Raw genomic sequence first — 16502 nt, 5'->3', positions numbered from 1 at the left:
TTAAAGCTTAACGATAACAAAGCGGACATGACGTCCGCCTTGAGGAAATTCCTGGCAGTATTGCCTGATTTTTAACCCGTGTCTAGCCAGCGAGTGCGACGATCTGATTGTCGATCAAACGCGCTTCGCCGAGCCAGGCCGCCATCAGGATCACCGCTCGCTTACTGGTTTCCGTCAGGTCGAGCAGCGTATCGGCATCGCGGATCTGAATATCATCGGCGCGGAAGCCTTTTTCGTTCAGCTCCTGAGCGGCAATCGCGATAACCTCGTCAAGATTACGTTCGCCGGCCGCCAGTTTCTCCGCCACGCTATTCATCACCTTATGCAGTCCCGGCGCAATTTTGCGCTGCTCAGCGCTGAGATAACCGTTGCGCGAGCTCAGCGCCAGCCCATCTTTAGCGCGCATAATCGGCACGCCGATAATCTCGATGTCATAGCCCATATCGGCCACCATCTTGCGGATGAGCGCCAGCTGCTGGAAATCTTTTTCGCCGAAGCAGGCGACATCCGGCTGTACCAGGTTAAACAGCTTGCTGACGATGGTCGAAACGCCGCGGAAGTGACCAGGACGGCTGGCGCCTTCGAGCATCGTCGACAGTCCTGGAACATCGACGTAAGTCTGATTTTCGATGCCGTGCGGATAAATTTCCGCCGCTGCAGGGGCAAAAACTAAATCGACTTTGCGTTTGTTCAGCTTCTCGCAATCGTCCTGCAGGGTTCGCGGATAGCGCGCCAGATCGTCCGGGCGGTCAAACTGCATCGGATTGACGAAAATACTGGCTACCACCACATCCGCGCTGGCTTTTGCCGCATCGACCAGCTTCATATGACCATCGTGCAGGTTGCCCATGGTGGGAACCAGCGCAATGCGCTTGCCTTCCTGACGTAAACGGCGAATATGCTGGCGCAGCAGCGGCAGGGTTTCAATAATCAGCACAACAATACTCCTTAATGGAAACTGTGTTCTTCGCCCGGATATTCACCGGACTCCACTTCGGCAACATATTGCCGTACCGCGGCGCGCATGTCGCCCGCTGTGCTCAGGAAATTTTTGGCAAATTTGGGAATGTGACCACCGGTGATACCAAAGGCATCATGCATCACGAGGATCTGTCCATCGGTGACGTTGCCCGCGCCGATGCCGATTACCGGGATGGTGAGCGCCTCGGTGACGCGTTTCGCCAGCTCGACCGGCACGCACTCCAGGACCAGCAGCTGTGCGCCCGCCGCTTCTAACGCCAGCGCATCATCCAGCAGAACTTGCCCGGCATCGCCGCGCCCCTGAATTTTATAACCGCCGAAGACGTTCACCGACTGGGGAGTCAGCCCGAGGTGTCCGCATACGGGTACCGCGCGCTCGGCGAGCATTTTCACCGTATCCGCCAGCCATGCGCCGCCCTCGATTTTGACCATATTGGCCCCCGCGCGCATCACGATGGCGGCGTTCTCGAAGGTTTGTTCCGGCGTGGCGTAAGCCATAAACGGCAGATCGGCGAGCAGCAGGCAGTTTGGCGCGCCCCGGCGCACCGCGCGGGTATGGTAGGCGATATCTTCTACGGTCACCGGCAGGGTGGAGTCGTGGCCCTGCACCGTCATGCCCAGCGAATCGCCGACCAGCATCACGTTGATACCCTCATCGGCAAACAGCTTTGCAAAGCTGTAGTCATAGGCGGTGATAGTGGCGAAGCGTTTCTTCTCCTGTTTGCATTTCTGCAGCAGGGCGATAGTGGTCGGTTTCATAACGTTTCCTGATGATGAAAGTCATTTTAACCGGCATTCTAGCAGCCGCATTCAGGGGGGCAATGGTTTTAGGCAACCGATTACCACGATCGCCGTAATTGCTAAAAAATGAAGGGGTATTACCAGCGAGCGGGTTTTTCTGCGCCGAGAGTGGCCAGAACATCGCGCAATGCCAAACCGTCGGGGAAACGTAGCTCAGGCGCAATTTCAAACAGCGGCCACAGCATAAAGCCGCGGTTTTTCATATCGTAGTGCGGCACGGTCAGGCGCGGAGTATTCAACACTTGCTCGCCGAACAGCATGATATCGAGATCCAGCGTGCGGGGGCCCCAGCGTTCAGCTTTACGGGTACGGCCCTGCTGCAGCTCGATGCGCTGAGTGTAGTCGAGCAGCGCCTCTGGGGCGAGAGAGGTCTCCAGCGCCACGGCGGCGTTGAGGTAGTCAGGCTGATCCTGCGGCCCCAGCGGCGGTGTACGGTAGAAAGAGGAAACGCTTATCACCCGGCTGTCAGGAATCTCCGCCAGCGCGTTGACGGCAGCGTTAACCTGCTCCAGCGGAGAGGCCAGATTGCTGCCAATAGCGATATAAGCAAGCGTCATGCGCTACCTTCGCGACGCGGCGCGCGTTTACGCGGACGGCGGTTGCGACGACGTGGAGCCGGATCGTCACCCAAATCATCCAGCATATTTTTCTGAGCCGGCGGCGCAGCGACCTGGAACTCGCCCCACCATTTGGTCAGGCGCTGCAGTTCGCCATTGTTCTCGGCGCCGGCGCGCAGCTCCAGCAGATCGTATGCGGCGCGGAATTTTGGATGCTCCATCAGCTTCCACGCGCGTTTGCCCTGACGGCGGGACATCCGCAGCTGAAGCTGCCAGATATCGCGCACCAGAGTGGTGATGCGTTTCGGGATCGCCAGCGTACGGCAGGCTTCGTCCAGCACGTCGTTCATCGCCAGCGCGAAGGCATCGTAGTAGGCCAGCCCGCTCTCCTGAGCGATTTTCTGCGCGGTTTCCAGCAGCGGGTACCAGAACATCACCGCGAACAGGAACGCCGGATTAACGCGCATGTCGTTGCGAATACGGTTATCGGTATTCTTCAGCACCTGGCTGATGATACGCTCCATCGGACTATCGCCGCGCTCGGTGAAGTAGCGGGTAATGGTCGGGAACAGCGGCTGGAACAGATTATATTCGCGCAGCAGGATATAGGTTTGATATCCGTCGCCGGCCTGCAGCAGCTTCAGGACTTCTTCAAACAGACGCGCCGGCGGCACATCGTGCAGCAGCGTCGCCAGGCGTGGGATCGGTTCGGCGGTCTCTTCGCTGATGCTCATGCCGAGCTTCGCCGCAAAACGCACCGCGCGCAGCATCCGCACCGGATCTTCACGATAGCGGGTCTCCGGATCGCCGATCAGGCGGATAACGCCATCCTGCAGATCTTTCATGCCGCCGACGTAGTCGCGGACGGTAAAATCCGCCACGCTGTAATAGAGGCTGTTGATGGTAAAGTCGCGACGCTGGGCGTCTTCTTCAATCGAACCGAAAATGTTGTCGCGCAGCAGCATGCCGTTCTGGCCGCGCTGGGAGGTGACGCGATCGGTGGTGTGGCCTTCATGATGGCCGCGGAAGGTCGCGACTTCGATAATTTCCGGCCCGAACATCACGTGCGCCAGGCGGAAGCGACGGCCGACCAGACGGCAGTTGCGGAACAGCTTACGCACCTGTTCCGGGGTCGCGTTGGTGGTGACGTCAAAATCTTTGGGTTTTTTGCCCAGCAGCAGGTCGCGTACGCCGCCGCCGACCAGCCACGATTCGTAGCCCGCCTTGTTGAGTCTGTACATGACCTTGAGGGCATTTTCACTGATATCTTTGCGGGAAATTGCATGCTGCTCACGCGGGATAACCGTCATATGTAGTTGTTCGACGGCGGCTTCTGCCTCGCGCTCTTCACGGCTTAGCACCTTACGGCAAAAATTAGCGACTCGGGTAAAAATGGTACACCTCGTAGTGTCAGACGGACTTCAGGACAAAAAAATAGCGGCTAATCATAGCTCAGCGGAACGCATTTGAGAATGCTGGATTTGCTCCGGCCGCCAGTTCGCTATCGCGTACTTGAGTAAATCCTCAATGCTCAGCGTCTGCCATTCCTGAATGACATCCTGATTAAGAAACGTTAGCGCCCGCACAATTTCTGGCCGCGGGTCGCCCTCAGACAGTGCCGGAGCGTGGTTTTGCTTCGACAGTTTATTGCCCTGCGCGTTGAGGGCCAGCGGCAAATGGATATAATCCGGCGCCTGCCAGCCAAAATGCTGATAGAGAGAAATCTGCCGTACCGTTGGTTCGATAAGATCGGCGCCGCGGACGATTTCGCTGACGCCCTGAAAATGATCGTCCACCACCACCGCCAGATTATAGGCGAACAGCCCATCGCGGCGATGGATAATAAAATCTTCGCGCGCCAGCGGCTCGTCGGCAACGATGGTGCCGCGCAGCTGGTCATAAAATTCAAGGACTGGACGAGTTTGCCGCAGACGCAGAGCGGCGTTTTCCGCGCCGAGGCGTAAATCCCGGCAGTGGCCGTCGTAGATGCCGCCCATACCGTGGATACGCGCGCGGGTGCAGGTGCAGTAGTAGCAGAGGCCCTGCTCGCGCAGCCAGGCCAGGCGCTCGCGATAGGCTTCGTGACGTTTTGACTGCCAGAGTACCTCTCCGTCCCAGTGCAGGCCGTAGTGGTCTAATTGACGAAGGATAGTTTCAGCGGCGCCGGGGACTTCACGCGGCGGATCGATATCTTCAATGCGCACGCGCCAGATACCGTTCTGCGCCCGAGCCTGCAGATAGCTGCCAAGCGCGGCAATTAATGAGCCAAAGTGGAGTTCACCGGAGGGTGAGGGGGCAAAGCGCCCGATATAGTGTGAATCTTTCATGATATGACTAAAGCATCAGGGCGGGAGAAAGCTCCCGCCAGAGATGCATCAGCGAAGTGATTAGCCTGCCATCTGTTTTTCGCGAATTTCCGCCAGCGTTTTGCAATCAATGCACAGGTCGGCGGTCGGGCGCGCTTCCAGACGACGGATACCAATCTCGACGCCACAAGATTCACAGAAGCCGAAATCTTCGTCTTCGACTTTTTTCAGCGTTTTCTCGATCTTTTTGATCAGTTTACGTTCGCGGTCGCGGTTACGCAGCTCCAGGCTGAACTCTTCTTCCTGAGCGGCACGGTCTACCGGGTCCGGGAAGTTAGCAGCTTCATCCTGCATATGCGTTACGGTGCGATCCACTTCATCCCTAAGTTGATTACGCCACGCTTCAAGAATGCGCTTGAAGTGCGCCAGCTGGGCTTCGTTCATATACTCTTCGCCCGGCTTCACTTGGTACGGCTCCACCCCAGCGATGGAGAGAATACTCAGGGACGATGTTTTACGGTTTTGCCCTTCTTGCATGTTGCTTCTCCTTAACACGCACTATCGATCCCCGTGTTGGGGGAAAAATCAGGCCGCTATAAATAGCAGATGCTTTTCCGGATAGCAATTATCTAAACGTTACACTTGACAACCCTGTGAGGAAAAGCGTATTTGCGCTCGCGACCCGAATACTATTTAGCCGTTTATTTACCGGGGGTTAACACCACGGTAATTGGCTTATTCAGAGTCATCATCTCGGTAGAAAGTTCCGCCTTGTACGCGAGAATTTCCACCCCCTTGTTTTGCGCCTCAATCAATAGCTGTGCGTATCTGGCATCAATATGATGCGCGGGAGAGAAACGGTCGATCGCGGAATGAAGCACCGCGAACAGTATCACCGCCCGATCGCCCGCCGCCGCCACGCTCATCAGCTCCCGCAGGTGCTTCTGGCCGCGCTCGGTGACCGCATCGGGGAAATAACCGTATTCCTTTTCCGCCAACGTAACCGATTTCACTTCAATATAGCAGTTTTGTCGGCCATCTGCTTGTAACAGAATATCAATACGGCTGCTTTCATCACCATACTTCACTTCGCTTTTCAGCGTGTTGTAGCCTACAAGCTCGGGAATTTTACCTGCCAGAATCGCCTCTTTCGCCAACGTATTAGCACGTAGAGTATTAACACAAATTGTCGCGCCTTCGACGGTTTCAGTTAATTCCCATGTGTGAGCATATTTGCGTTTAGGATTATCTGAGGTGGAATACCAGACGGTGTCGCCCGGCGCGGCGCAGCCGGTCATGGCGCCGGTATTGGGGCAGTGCAGGGTCAGCTCGCGTCCATCCGGGGTCATGACGTCGGCGAGAAACCGTTTGTAACGTTTAATCAGGATGGCGGACTGCAGGGGAGGAGTGAACAGCATCAGCTTTCCTTGTCGAAAGGGTAACGTTCCAGCGCCTGATAGCGGGTGCGTCCGCGGCTAAAGCTGGATTGGTAGAGAACAAATTCGTTGACCGCAAACGCCCAGCTAAATCCGGGCGGCGGAATAGGCACCGCGTGGCGCGCGTCGCGCAGCAGGGTGATGTGCGGATGAAACGGCTGCGGGCTTTGATAGCAGCCGCTGCGGGCGGCCTGGGCGCGCAGCATATTCGCTAATTGCAAAACCCCGCGCGGCGGCTGACGAGTACCCAGCCACACCACCCGCGAACGTAGCCACTGCCCGGCATCGTCAAGCGTCAGGGTAAAGCCCGGCTGGCGGATCCGTCCGGCCATTGCAGACAGCGCCCGCTGCTTGTCCGCGCTCACTTCGCCAAGAAAGGCCAGCGTCAGATGGAGGTTAGCCGCCGCCACCGGTCGACCCGCATCCTCGGGAAAGCTGGCGGCGCGCCAGTGAACGATCTGCTGCTGAACTTCTCCAGGAAGTTCAATGGCGAAAAACAGCCTTTTCGGCTCGGACATGATAGAGACTCGGTAATGAATTATCGGGATGCTACAATGCTTGCCCTCACATGTTAACCCCCGGAGCGCTTCGTGTCCTCATTGCCGGTTGCCGCCGTCCTCCCTGAACTTCTCTCTGCCCTGCAGCATGCGCCGCAGGTTTTGCTTAACGCGCCAACCGGCGCCGGGAAATCCACCTGGCTGCCGCTGCAAATTCTCGCCGAAGGTAAAATCAACGGACGCATAATCCTGCTGGAGCCGCGGCGGCTGGCCGCGCGTAACGTGGCGCAGCGGCTGGCGGAACTGCTGGGAGAAAAGCCCGGCGAGACGGTGGGCTATCGCATGCGCGCGGAGAGCTGCGTCGGGCCGAACACGCGTCTCGAAGTGGTGACCGAAGGTATTTTAACGCGGATGATCCAGCGCGATCCTGAGCTGAGCGGCGTGGGGCTGGCGATCCTTGATGAATTCCACGAACGCAGCCTGCAGGCGGATCTGGCGCTGGCGCTGTTGCTCGACGTCCAGCAGGGACTGCGCGACGATCTTAAGCTGCTGATTATGTCGGCGACGCTGGACAATGAACGCCTGCAGAAGCTGCTGCCGGAGGCGCCGGTGATCGTTTCCGAAGGGCGCGCGTTTCCGGTTGAACGGCGTTTTTTGCCGTTGCCGACTCATCAGCGTTTTGACGAGGCGGTGGCGATAGCCGCCGCAGAGCTGCTGCGTAGCGAGAATGGCTCAATGCTGCTGTTTCTGCCCGGGGTAGGAGAAATTCAGCGCGTGCAGGAGCGGCTGGCGGAGCGGGTGGCGAGCGATGTTGTGCTGTGCCCGCTGTACGGCGCGTTGCCGCTGAGCGAGCAGCGTAAGGCGATACTGCCTGCGCCAGCCGGGATGCGCAAAGTGGTGCTGGCAACCAACATCGCCGAAACCAGTCTGACCATCGAGGGGATTCGGCTGGTGGTGGATAGCGCTCAGGAGCGAGTCGCGCGCTTTGACGCCCGGACCGGGCTCACTCGCCTGGTGACGCAGCGCATCAGCCAGGCCTCAATGACCCAGCGCGCCGGTCGAGCCGGGCGTCTGGAGCCGGGTATCTGCCTGCATCTGCTGGCAAAGGAGCAGGCCGAGCGCGCGGCGGCGCAGGGCGACCCGGAAATCCTGCAAAGCGATTTGTCGTCGCTGCTGCTGGAGCTATTGCAGTGGGGATGTCAGGACCCGGCCCAGCTCAGCTGGCTGGATCTGCCGCCTGCGACCAACCTGGCGGCGGCCCGGCGTCTGCTCACTGACCTTTCTGCGCTGGAAGGTGACCGGCTGTCGGCGCACGGGCGCAAAATGGCGGCGTTAGGTAACGATCCGCGTCTGGCGGCAATGCTGACGGCCGCGGAGGATGCCGATGGCGCCGCCACGGCGGCTAAGCTGGCGGCGATCCTTGAAGAGCCGCCGCGCGGCGGCAATAGCGATCTCAGCGCGGCGTTTGCCCGTCAGCAGGGCAACTGGCAGCAGCGGGCGCAGCAGCTGATGAAAAGGCTGGCGGTTCGCGGCGGTCAGCCCGACGCCGACAGCATCGCGGCGCTGCTGGCCTCCGCTTTTGCCGACCGTATCGCCCATCGTCGCGGTCAGGAGGGGCGCTACCAGCTGGCTAACGGGATGGGGGCGATGCTTGACGCCGATGATGCCCTGAGCCGCCACGAATGGCTGATTGCGCCGCTGCTGCTGCAGGGGAGCGCATCGCCAGATGTGCGGATCCTGCTGGCGCTGCCGGTCGATATTCACGCGCTGATTGAGCAGTGTCCGACGCTGGTCCGGCGTTCCGATATCGTCGAGTGGGATGAGGCGCCAGGCACGCTGAAGGCCTGGCGGCGCACCTGTATCGGACGCCTGGTCATCAAGACCCAGCCGCTGGCGAAGCCGGCGGAAGAGGAGCTGCATCAGGCGATGCTTAACGGAATCCGCGAGAAGGGACTGAACGTGCTCAACTGGACGCCGGAGGCGGAGCAGCTGCGTCTGCGGCTGCACTGCGCGGCGCAGTGGCTGCCGGAGGAGGCGTGGCCGGCCGTTGATGAGGCGTCGCTGCTGGCCTCGCTTGAACAGTGGCTGCTGCCGCAGATGGCGGGCGTCCATTCGCTGCGGGCTCTGAAGGCGCTGGACGTGCGTCAGGCGCTGCAAAACTGGCTGCCGTGGCCGCTGCGCCAGAAGCTGGACAGCGAGCTGCCCACGCATTATACGGTGCCGACCGGTAGCCGCATTGCGATTCGCTATCACGATGAAAACCCGCCGGCGCTGGCGGTGCGAATGCAGGAGATGTTTGGCGAGGCGACCACTCCGACTATCGCCCAGGGGCGGGTGCCGCTGGTGCTGGAGCTGCTTTCGCCGGCGCAGCGCCCGCTGCAGATCACCCGTGATTTAGGCGCGTTCTGGCAGGGGAGCTACCGCGAGGTACAAAAAGAGATGAAAGGGCGCTATCCGAAGCACGTCTGGCCCGACGATCCGGCCAATACCGCCCCGACCCGCCGCACCAAAAAGTATTCGTAGCCGGAGAGTTCCCGGGTTGCGGCGTAAACGCCTTACCCGGCTACCCGACCAGCACCGCCCGTAGCCCTGCTAAGCGCAGCGCGAGCAGGGGATATTTTATACCTGGCCCCACAAAAAGATGCCGCCGCCAGCCAGCGCCAGCCAGGGGCCGAAGGCCAGAGGCTGTTCGAGCGAACGACGGGTTACCAGGCGCTGCAGCAGCGTCCAGATCAGGCCGCTGGCGGAAGCCAGCAGCAGCGTATGCGGCAGCGCCTGCCAGCCGAGCCACGCGCCGAGCGCCGCCAGCAGCTTGAAATCACCGTAGCCCAGCGCCTCTTTACCGGTCAGCAGACGGAACACCCAGTACACTGACCACAGCGATAGATACCCGGCCATCGCGCCAACGACCGCCTCCGCCAGCGGCGCGAAGAGATCGGTAAGATTGAACAGCAGCCCGGCCCACAGCAGCGGCAGAGTCAGCCTGTCAGGCAGCAGCTGCGTTTGCGCGTCGATGGCGGCGAGGATTAGCAGCAGCGACAATAAAATTAACCCGCCCAGCAGCGTCATGCCCGCAGGGATCAGGTACCCGACCAGCATAAACAGCGCGCCGGTCGCCAGCTCCATCAGCGGATAGCGACGTGAAATCGGTCGCCCGCAGCAGCGCGAACGCCCCTTGAGCCATAAAAAGCTCAGCAGCGGGATATTGTCCCGCCAGGCGATGGGCTGACGGCACTGCGGACAGAACGATGCGGGGAAGCAGAGATTCACTCCCCCTGCGTACTCCATCATCAGCGGTAAACGATGGATAACGACGTTAAAAAAGCTGCCGAACGCCAGTCCGGACAAGAATAAAAAACCGCTCCAGATTAACGGGAATTGCGCGGCGAACTCGGGTAACAATGCGATGTTTTCCACGGCTATTTTTTCTCCTCGGATAGCCACTGTCCCTGCCACTGCCACGGCGTGCGCCCCTGCTTATCTTTACGGCCGGTTTGCGCAACCAGCAGCGTCAGCAGCGCCGGAGCCGCCTGACGGGTTTGCAGCATGCCGTTAAACGTATAGCGCCCGTCGGGCGTCAGAACGCCCTGTCCGGTGAGGCTAAGCTGATGGGAATCCTGGGTCAGGGCGATAGCCAGCGCGCCCGCCGGGGTGCAGCTTAGTTTGCCGCTAACCTGGGCCAGTTCGAGCGAACCGGCGGGGGAGGTGAGCGCCGCATCCTGCCACTGCACGGCGCCCGCGCTTATCTGTCGGCAGCCGCCAGCGTTAAAACGGGCTTCCGGTAGCGTCAGCATCACCTGGCCACGAGCTTCCAGCGGTATCCCGAGCGCCAGCCGCTGGCCGATCGTCCGGGCCGGAATCACGAGTCGGCCCTCGAGCACCACAAACTCGTTCAGGCCGTGCAGCCAGGCCTGGCCGCGCAGGCCGGAGGGGGCGCTAAACGCGATATGCCAGCCGGGAAGCCACGACGAAAAGCCAAACTCCCAGCGTAAATGGGCGATGTCAAAACCGCGCCAGCTGGCCTGACGGGCTTCTCCTTGCCACAGGGTGCCCGTGGTTTCGCCGAGCCGCGCGCCTTCCGGCAGCGCCAGGGCCAGCAGTCTCGCCGGCGCGCTAAGCAGCAGCCAGAAGAGATAGACCGCCGCCAGCAGCAGGCCGATAGTGAGTCTATTTTTCATCGCTGCGCTCCAGCACCAGCGTAGTGACGGTGACCCGGCCGGGCTGCTGCGCCACGGCGGCCACCGTCAGCGTAACGGTGGTCATCCCCGCCTGCCCCAGCGCGTCGAGCCATGCCATCAGCGCCTGAAAATCGGCGGGCTGCACGCTAAGGCCCAGGCGAGCTCCCTGCGGCTGCAGGCGAACGATGGCGATCCCGTGGCGGGCGGCTTCGCGCATAATCACCGTTGATGGCTCTTGCGGCGCGGCAGGCGATTTCTGCTGGCGAAGCTGCTGCAGAAGGGGAGTCTGCTGGCGCATCCACTGCAGACTGGCCTGCTCCCGGGTCAGCGTTTGCCGCCACTGCGTCTCGCGACTTTGCCAGGGCTGCCATAAAGCGTAATAGACCAGGCCGATAATCAGCATCACGCCCATGCCCAGCAGCAGATGCCGTTCGCGGCGCGTACGCTGTTGCCATAAGGTCATCAGGTTATGCATCGTTATCCTCCAGCGTCAGACGCCCTTCAATACCGTCGGCGTGCGGTTTCATTTCCCCGCTCTGCACGCGGAAGCCGGCCCGCGCCCGCTGGCTGAACTGCTCCAGAGCCTGCGATGAGACGGCGGATATCTCCAGCTGCAGCGCGTTGCGCCCGGCATCATAGCTCAGGGTTCGCAGGCGAATGCCCGGCGTTTCAGCAATGATTTGCTGCAGAGCGCCGAGCCGCGAGATGATCACCGGCCGGGCGCTTGCGCTTGCCAGCCGACGCAGATGCTGCTGCATTTGCAGACGTGGATTGACGAGGTTTTTTTCGCTTTTGAACCACTGGCGGTAAAAGTCACGGCTGGCCTGTACCGCGGCGTCGGCCTGGCGCGCCAGCGCGAGATGGTCGTGGAGGCGATTCCCGCTCCACAGCAGCAGTAGCGCCAGCGCAGCGGCGAGAGCCGGGCGCCAGCGTCGGGGCGTCGGCGCCCGGCGGCGTTCAGGGGCAAAATCGCCCTGGCATAAGCAGATTTTACGCGCCTGCGGGTTGCTCGCCGCCAGCTCCAGCAAATCCTGCGTCGGCAGAGGCTGCCACGGCACGGCAATCTCCGGCGGCGGCGAGTAGCTGGCGATGGGCGCGAGGTCAGGCCAGTGAACCAGCAGTTCGCCGAGCCATGAGGTTTCCACCGCCATACCGCTCTCCGAATCGTGGCGAAACAGCCACTGCTCGCCGCAGCGTACGGCGCTCCAGCCGGTTGGGTTGTGCGGCAGGGTTAGGGCATCCGGCGTCAGTGCCAGCACGTTGAGTCCGAGTTGTTCGCACCAGGCCTGCCAGGCGCGCATCTTCTCCCGCCCGACCACCGCCACGGCACAATCGCTTTTATCCCGGTGGAGCAGGGCAAAATGGCTCTCCTCGACCTCTGTTGCCAGCTGTTCTTCGAGTAAAAACGCCAGGGCCTGCTGCGCATTTCGGCGCACGCCGGCGGGCAGAGTAACGCGATGAAACGCGCAGTCGCTGGCGGGCACCAGCACCCAGGCCGGATAACGCTGCGCCAGCAGGCTGAGCGTCGGATCGCCAGCGTCAGGATGCCATTCTCCGCTCTGCGCCTCGTCGCCCGGCGCGGCCAGCCGCCATATCGCCGTCGTGGCATCGGGATTGAGGCGAATAATCAGCACGGTGGCGGAAGATGTATGGTGGTTATTCATCGGCTACCCAATAGATTCCATAGCGCCGCTGGACGACGCCGAAGGTTCGCCCCTGCTTTTGCAGGAGGCTACGTTGCTGATAGCGGGCGCTGCCCATCACTACGCTGAAGGTGGCGATAAAACGCTCGCTGCGCACCGTCAGCCACGGACGCGCGGCGGCGGTATCGGTTTTTTGTAGTATCGGCTGCGACAGGAAAGCGGCGACGCTGCTCCAGCCAGTGGCCGCGCGCGCCTGCAGCAGCTGCCGGGCTTCGGCAAGGGTGAGTTCAGCCGGGAAGAGCGCCGACAGTAGCGCGGCCTGAGCGGGCTGCAGGGTATTGACGTTCACCTGCAGCGCATCGTCCGGAGGCGCGCAGACGTAGGGCAGCAGACGCTGATAGAGCGTCGCGTCCATCCCGGCCAGCAGGCGCAGTTCGCTGACATCCTGCAGCGGCTGATTGCCGCTCAGATAGCCGGGGGATTGCGCCATATAGACTTCATCTTCCGCGCCGTTCAGCAGCGGCTGGCGATCGCTGTCCACCCAGTCGCGCAGGGCGGCGGTCAGCTGTAAGGCGCGCAGCGGCTCGCTGCCGAGGTTCTCCAGCAGTCGGGTAAAAACCTGTGCGGGATAAGGGATTTCAACGCTTTCGTCGCCGCTGAGCTGGTTAATGGCGTTGAGGTTGAAGCAGGCCTGAGCGTCGGTAATCGTGGCGTAGATCTCGCCGTCATTGAGCGTAAAACGTCGCCCCTGCTGGGCCCAGTTCTGCGCCAGATGGGTTTGGTTCGGCGAGTCGAGCGCGTCGCGTTGTAGCAACGCCGCCGTCAGGGTTTCCGCCCCCAGCGCGTACCATTTGGCCTGCAGGTTATCGAGGGTCGTCGCGGTTTGCTGATACATCCGCACGCTGCGATCGGTCATGGCGCTCGCCAGCACCATCATCAGAGCGAGGATCAGCAGCACCATAAGCAGGGCGACGCCGCGCTGGCGGGTATTCATTGGCTGCCTCCCGGCGTAAGCAGAAACAGCCTTCGGATCTCGCCGTATGGCTCCAGCGTCAGGGTGACCTCCAGCCCCTGGGGCAGCCTCTGCGGCTGCTGCCATTCATCCAGCCAGCGGCCGCTGGCGTAAAAGCGCAGACGAAACGCCTGCACGTTGCGCTGCATAACGGTCACCGTGGGCAGACTACCGGGCAGCGGGTCCTGCTGGTCGTAGCTCAGGCGCTCCAGGTGGCTGCCGCGCAGGCGGTAGCTGACGTTCTGAATTTCCGAACGCGGCAGAAGCCCCAGAGGGTTGGGCCAACCGTTGCGGCTAAAAGCGATCGCCCAGTCGTCGCTGCCGAGCTGAAAGCGTCCGGCAAAAAACAGGCTCGCGCTGTCGCGGCTGCGGCGGGGAATGATTTGGCTAAAGTCCGCCGCCATCTGGCTGAACGTTTGCTGCAGCATCTGGATGCGCTCGCCTTTATCGCGGGTGAGCGTATCGGCGCGCATCACATTTTGCAGCACCGTGACCGCAGCGACGCTGAGCGCGGCGAGGATGGTCAACGCCAGCAGCATTTCAACGAGGGTAAATCCGCGAGCTCGCTGGATCATGGCGGCGTCACGTAGGTGCGCAGCGAAGAGACGGGCATCTTTTCGCTTTTGGCATGGCGGACCTCGACGTCCAGCGCCCGCAGCTGCGGGAGGTCGGTTTCCACGCCCTGCCAGCGAATGTGCCAGCTGACGCCCGCCGTCTGCACCGTGGTTTCCGACCAGCTCAGCGCGGGCCAGTGATTTTCCAGCCGTAGCTGCACCAGCTGATTATCCGCCAGCCAGCCGGCCAGAATTTTCTCCTCCATTCGCCCCAGCTGGCGGGTTTGCTGGAGCGTGGCCTGCACCACCGCCAGCCCGGCAAGGGCGAAGACCACCAGCGCGACCATCACTTCTATTAGCGTCATGCCGGCCTGCTTTTTCATGGCGCCTCCTGCGGTTGAGGCTGGCTTTCGCCGCGCGCATTAAACGCGATACCCGTGGCTTCGCCGACGGTCAGCCGAAAGGGGGTCATCTCCCCGCCGGGAAAGATCAGCACATCGGGGTTGTCGCCCGGCGTCCAGGCCTCGCCCTGCGGAAAAGCGAGGCGTAGCTTGTCCCCGATGACGTTACCCGAAGTGGCGACGCGTCCGGCACTTAGCGGCAGCCAACGATAGCCGTTCCAGTCGTTGCCGACAGAGGGGGGCTCATGGCTTTCGCGGGCTTGCAGGACCAGAAACTGCCATCTATCGGGATGCACCGAGACGCCAAAAAACTGACCGGTTTGTAGACCTCGCTGCTGGACAAAGCGCAGCTGCGCCTCAAAGCGCGCCAGGGTCTGCGCCGCGCTATCATCGCGCGAGGCGGGGAAGGCCAGCAGCACCATGCCTGCGCTGACCCCCATCAGCAGCAAAATGAGCATCATCTCCAGCAACGTAAAGCCGCGCTGTCGCACTATTTTTTCCCAATCGTCCAGTTGCCGATATCGTCATTGCTCTCCGGCACGCCGTCCGGCCCGAGGCTGAAAATATCGACCTGTCCATGCTGGCCGGGGCTTAGCAGCTGGTAATCGTTGCCCCAGGGATCCTGCGGCAGACGGCGAATATAGCCGCCTTCGGGATAGTTGCGCGCGTGCGGCTCGGCCGATGGCGCGCTGACCAGCGCCTGCAGCCCCTGCTCGGTAGTGGGATAGCGGCTGTTGTCCAGTTTGTACATGTCCAGCGCCCCTTCGAGCGCCACAAGATCGCTGACCACTTTTTGCCGATCGGCCTTTTCTTTGTTGCCCATCAGATTGGGCACCACGAGGCTGGCGAGTACGCCGAGGATAACAATCACCACCATGATTTCCAGTAAGGTGAAGCCGCGCTGTCGTTGCATATTTTTCTCCATTAGAACAATTACATACTCATCAGGGTATTGAGTTGCAGTATCGGTTGCAGAATGGCGAGGACGATAAACAGCACCATGCCGGCCATCGCCACTACCAGCAGGGGTTCAAACAGGCTGAGGGCCAGCTGAATTTGCGCGCTCAGATCCCGGTCCTGGTTATCTGCCGCGCGCGCCAGCATGTCGTTGAGCTCGCCGCTCTGTTCGCCGCTGGCGACCATATAGCGCATCATCGGCGGGAAAAGCTGGGTCATTTCGAGCGCGCGATGCAGGCTGACGCCTTCGCGTACCGCGTCGCTGGCGGCTTCGAGCTGGCGCTTAGCCCAGGCGTTGCTTAATACTTCCGCGCTGATGCGCATCGCCAGCAGCAGCGGAACGGCGCTGGCGTTGAGAATGCTCAGAGTACGGGCGTAGCGGGCGCTGTTAACGCTGCGCGCGACCCGGCCAATCAACGGCAGGCGCAGCAGCAGTCTGTGCCAGGCCAGCCGCTTTGCCGGCTGCCGCAGCAGGTAGCGCAGCAGCAGAGCCATGAGCATGGCGGCGAGCAGCAGCCACGGACCGGCGGCGCGCAGCATATCGCTCATCGCCATCAGCAGACGGGTAGAAAACGGCAGCGCCTGCTTAAGGTGGATAAACTGCTCGACAACCTTCGGCACCACCGTCGACAGCAGAATGACGATCACGCTGACCGCCACCAGGGTTAGCACGATGGGGTAAATCATCCCCTGCAGCAGCCGGGCGCGCAGCTCCTGGCGCTGTTCGGTGTAGTCCGCCAGCCGGTTCAGTACGCTATCAAGATGGCCGGAAGCTTCTCCGGCGGCGACCATCGCGCAGTAGAGCGCGTCGAAGCAGCCAGGGTAGCCGCGCATCGCTTCCGCCAGCGCATGGCCTTCCAGCACTTTGCCGCGCACGCCGGCAATCAGGGTTTTCAGCTGCGGTTTCTCACCCTGCTGGGCCACCGCGTCGAGCGCTTTTTCCAGCGGGATGGCGGCGGCGACCAGCGTCGCCAGCTGGCGGGTGACGAGGGCGAGATCGCGGGCGTTAGTCCGGCGGATAAAGCGCGGTTGCCCGCCGCCGGCAGCCGGGGCAATATCCAGGGCCAGCCAGTTCTTATCCCGCAGCAGCTGGCGCGCGTGGCGGGCGGAATCCGCCTGCTGGATGCCGCGCCGGGTTTTACCCTTTTCATCAACAGCCTGATAGCGAAAAAGCGCCAT

The 16502-nt window shown here is 61.5% G+C and carries 19 protein-coding genes; 1 reads left to right on the top strand and 18 read right to left on the bottom strand.

The window, feature by feature from the left end; all coding sequences use genetic code 11:
- Positions 1-82 precede the first annotated feature (82 nt).
- From panC to thpR, 8 genes are all read right to left on the bottom strand, one after another.
- Positions 83-937: a pantoate--beta-alanine ligase gene (gene panC / locus K2184_RS17565; protein WP_016809933.1), complete on the bottom strand. Its 855-nt coding sequence runs from the start codon at positions 935-937 to the stop codon at positions 83-85.
- An 11-nt stretch (positions 938-948) separates the two neighbouring features.
- The gene (gene panB, locus K2184_RS17560; RefSeq protein ID WP_004108012.1) at positions 949-1740 is read right to left on the bottom strand and encodes a 3-methyl-2-oxobutanoate hydroxymethyltransferase; all 792 of its coding nucleotides are present in this window, start codon (positions 1738-1740) and stop codon (positions 949-951) included.
- A 119-nt stretch (positions 1741-1859) separates the two neighbouring features.
- Positions 1860-2339: a 2-amino-4-hydroxy-6-hydroxymethyldihydropteridine diphosphokinase gene (gene folK / locus K2184_RS17555; RefSeq protein WP_163524545.1), complete on the bottom strand. Its 480-nt coding sequence runs from the start codon at positions 2337-2339 to the stop codon at positions 1860-1862.
- Positions 2336-3733 carry a polynucleotide adenylyltransferase PcnB gene (pcnB, locus tag K2184_RS17550; RefSeq protein WP_071530249.1) on the bottom strand — a complete coding sequence of 466 codons (1398 nt, stop codon included), beginning with the start codon at positions 3731-3733 and terminating at the stop codon, positions 2336-2338. Before pcnB ends, folK begins: the two co-directional genes overlap by 4 nt.
- Positions 3734-3784: 51 nt before the next feature.
- Positions 3785-4666 carry a tRNA glutamyl-Q(34) synthetase GluQRS gene (gene gluQRS / locus K2184_RS17545; protein WP_004108006.1) on the bottom strand — a complete coding sequence of 294 codons (882 nt, stop codon included), beginning with the start codon at positions 4664-4666 and terminating at the stop codon, positions 3785-3787.
- Positions 4667-4726: 60 nt separating this feature from the next.
- Positions 4727-5182 (bottom strand): RNA polymerase-binding protein DksA, encoded by a 456-nt coding sequence (gene dksA, locus K2184_RS17540; protein WP_004098689.1) that lies wholly within the window; start codon positions 5180-5182, stop codon positions 4727-4729.
- 164 nt (positions 5183-5346) lie between these two features.
- Complete coding sequence (gene sfsA / locus K2184_RS17535) at positions 5347-6063, bottom strand: DNA/RNA nuclease SfsA (protein WP_004110646.1); 717 nt, start codon at positions 6061-6063, stop codon at positions 5347-5349.
- Complete coding sequence (thpR, locus tag K2184_RS17530) at positions 6063-6599, bottom strand: RNA 2',3'-cyclic phosphodiesterase (RefSeq protein ID WP_004108002.1); 537 nt, start codon at positions 6597-6599, stop codon at positions 6063-6065. The genes sfsA and thpR overlap by 1 nt, the downstream gene beginning before the upstream one ends.
- Positions 6600-6671: 72 nt before the next feature.
- On the opposite strand from thpR, the gene hrpB reads away from it, so the two are divergent.
- On the top strand, positions 6672-9101 hold the full coding sequence (gene hrpB, locus K2184_RS17525; protein WP_163524543.1) for an ATP-dependent helicase HrpB: 2430 nt from the start codon (positions 6672-6674) through the stop codon (positions 9099-9101).
- A 96-nt stretch (positions 9102-9197) separates the two neighbouring features.
- Here the strand turns inward: hrpB and K2184_RS17520 are convergent, their stop codons facing one another.
- Genes K2184_RS17520 through gspF form a run of 10 tightly spaced genes read right to left on the bottom strand, consistent with a single transcriptional unit; the run spans position 9198 to position 16502 of the window.
- Positions 9198-9995 carry a prepilin peptidase gene (locus K2184_RS17520; RefSeq protein WP_047720367.1) on the bottom strand — a complete coding sequence of 266 codons (798 nt, stop codon included), beginning with the start codon at positions 9993-9995 and terminating at the stop codon, positions 9198-9200.
- 2 nt (positions 9996-9997) lie between these two features.
- Positions 9998-10756 carry a type II secretion system protein N gene (locus K2184_RS17515; RefSeq protein ID WP_163524540.1) on the bottom strand — a complete coding sequence of 253 codons (759 nt, stop codon included), beginning with the start codon at positions 10754-10756 and terminating at the stop codon, positions 9998-10000.
- On the bottom strand, positions 10746-11231 hold the full coding sequence (gspM, locus tag K2184_RS17510) for a type II secretion system protein GspM (protein WP_016808874.1): 486 nt from the start codon (positions 11229-11231) through the stop codon (positions 10746-10748). The genes K2184_RS17515 and gspM overlap by 11 nt, the downstream gene beginning before the upstream one ends.
- Entirely contained in the window at positions 11224-12420 is a 1197-nt protein-coding gene (gene gspL, locus K2184_RS17505) for a type II secretion system protein GspL (protein WP_064370765.1), read from the bottom strand. Before gspL ends, gspM begins: the two co-directional genes overlap by 8 nt.
- Positions 12413-13393 (bottom strand): type II secretion system minor pseudopilin GspK, encoded by a 981-nt coding sequence (gspK, locus tag K2184_RS17500; protein WP_163524537.1) that lies wholly within the window; start codon positions 13391-13393, stop codon positions 12413-12415. Before gspK ends, gspL begins: the two co-directional genes overlap by 8 nt.
- Entirely contained in the window at positions 13390-13986 is a 597-nt protein-coding gene (gene gspJ / locus K2184_RS17495) for a type II secretion system minor pseudopilin GspJ (protein WP_126488473.1), read from the bottom strand. Before gspJ ends, gspK begins: the two co-directional genes overlap by 4 nt.
- Positions 13983-14348, bottom strand: coding sequence for a type II secretion system minor pseudopilin GspI (gene gspI / locus K2184_RS17490; protein WP_023329260.1), 366 nt, complete (start codon positions 14346-14348; stop codon positions 13983-13985). The genes gspJ and gspI overlap by 4 nt, the downstream gene beginning before the upstream one ends.
- Positions 14345-14857 (bottom strand): type II secretion system minor pseudopilin GspH, encoded by a 513-nt coding sequence (gene gspH / locus K2184_RS17485; protein WP_163524535.1) that lies wholly within the window; start codon positions 14855-14857, stop codon positions 14345-14347. The genes gspI and gspH overlap by 4 nt, the downstream gene beginning before the upstream one ends.
- A complete protein-coding gene (gene gspG, locus K2184_RS17480; RefSeq protein WP_004110681.1) occupies positions 14857-15279 on the bottom strand; it encodes a type II secretion system major pseudopilin GspG in 423 nt (140 codons plus the stop codon). Before gspG ends, gspH begins: the two co-directional genes overlap by 1 nt.
- Positions 15280-15299: 20 nt before the next feature.
- Positions 15300-16502, bottom strand: coding sequence for a type II secretion system inner membrane protein GspF (gene gspF, locus K2184_RS17475; RefSeq protein WP_163524532.1), 1203 nt, complete (start codon positions 16500-16502; stop codon positions 15300-15302).

Source organism: Klebsiella sp. K5-306, assembly GCF_051835185.1.
Lineage (GTDB): Bacteria > Pseudomonadota > Gammaproteobacteria > Enterobacterales > Enterobacteriaceae > Klebsiella > Klebsiella oxytoca.
Note: the sequence above shows the minus strand (reverse complement) of the source record. Positions and strands in the feature narration are given on the sequence as shown.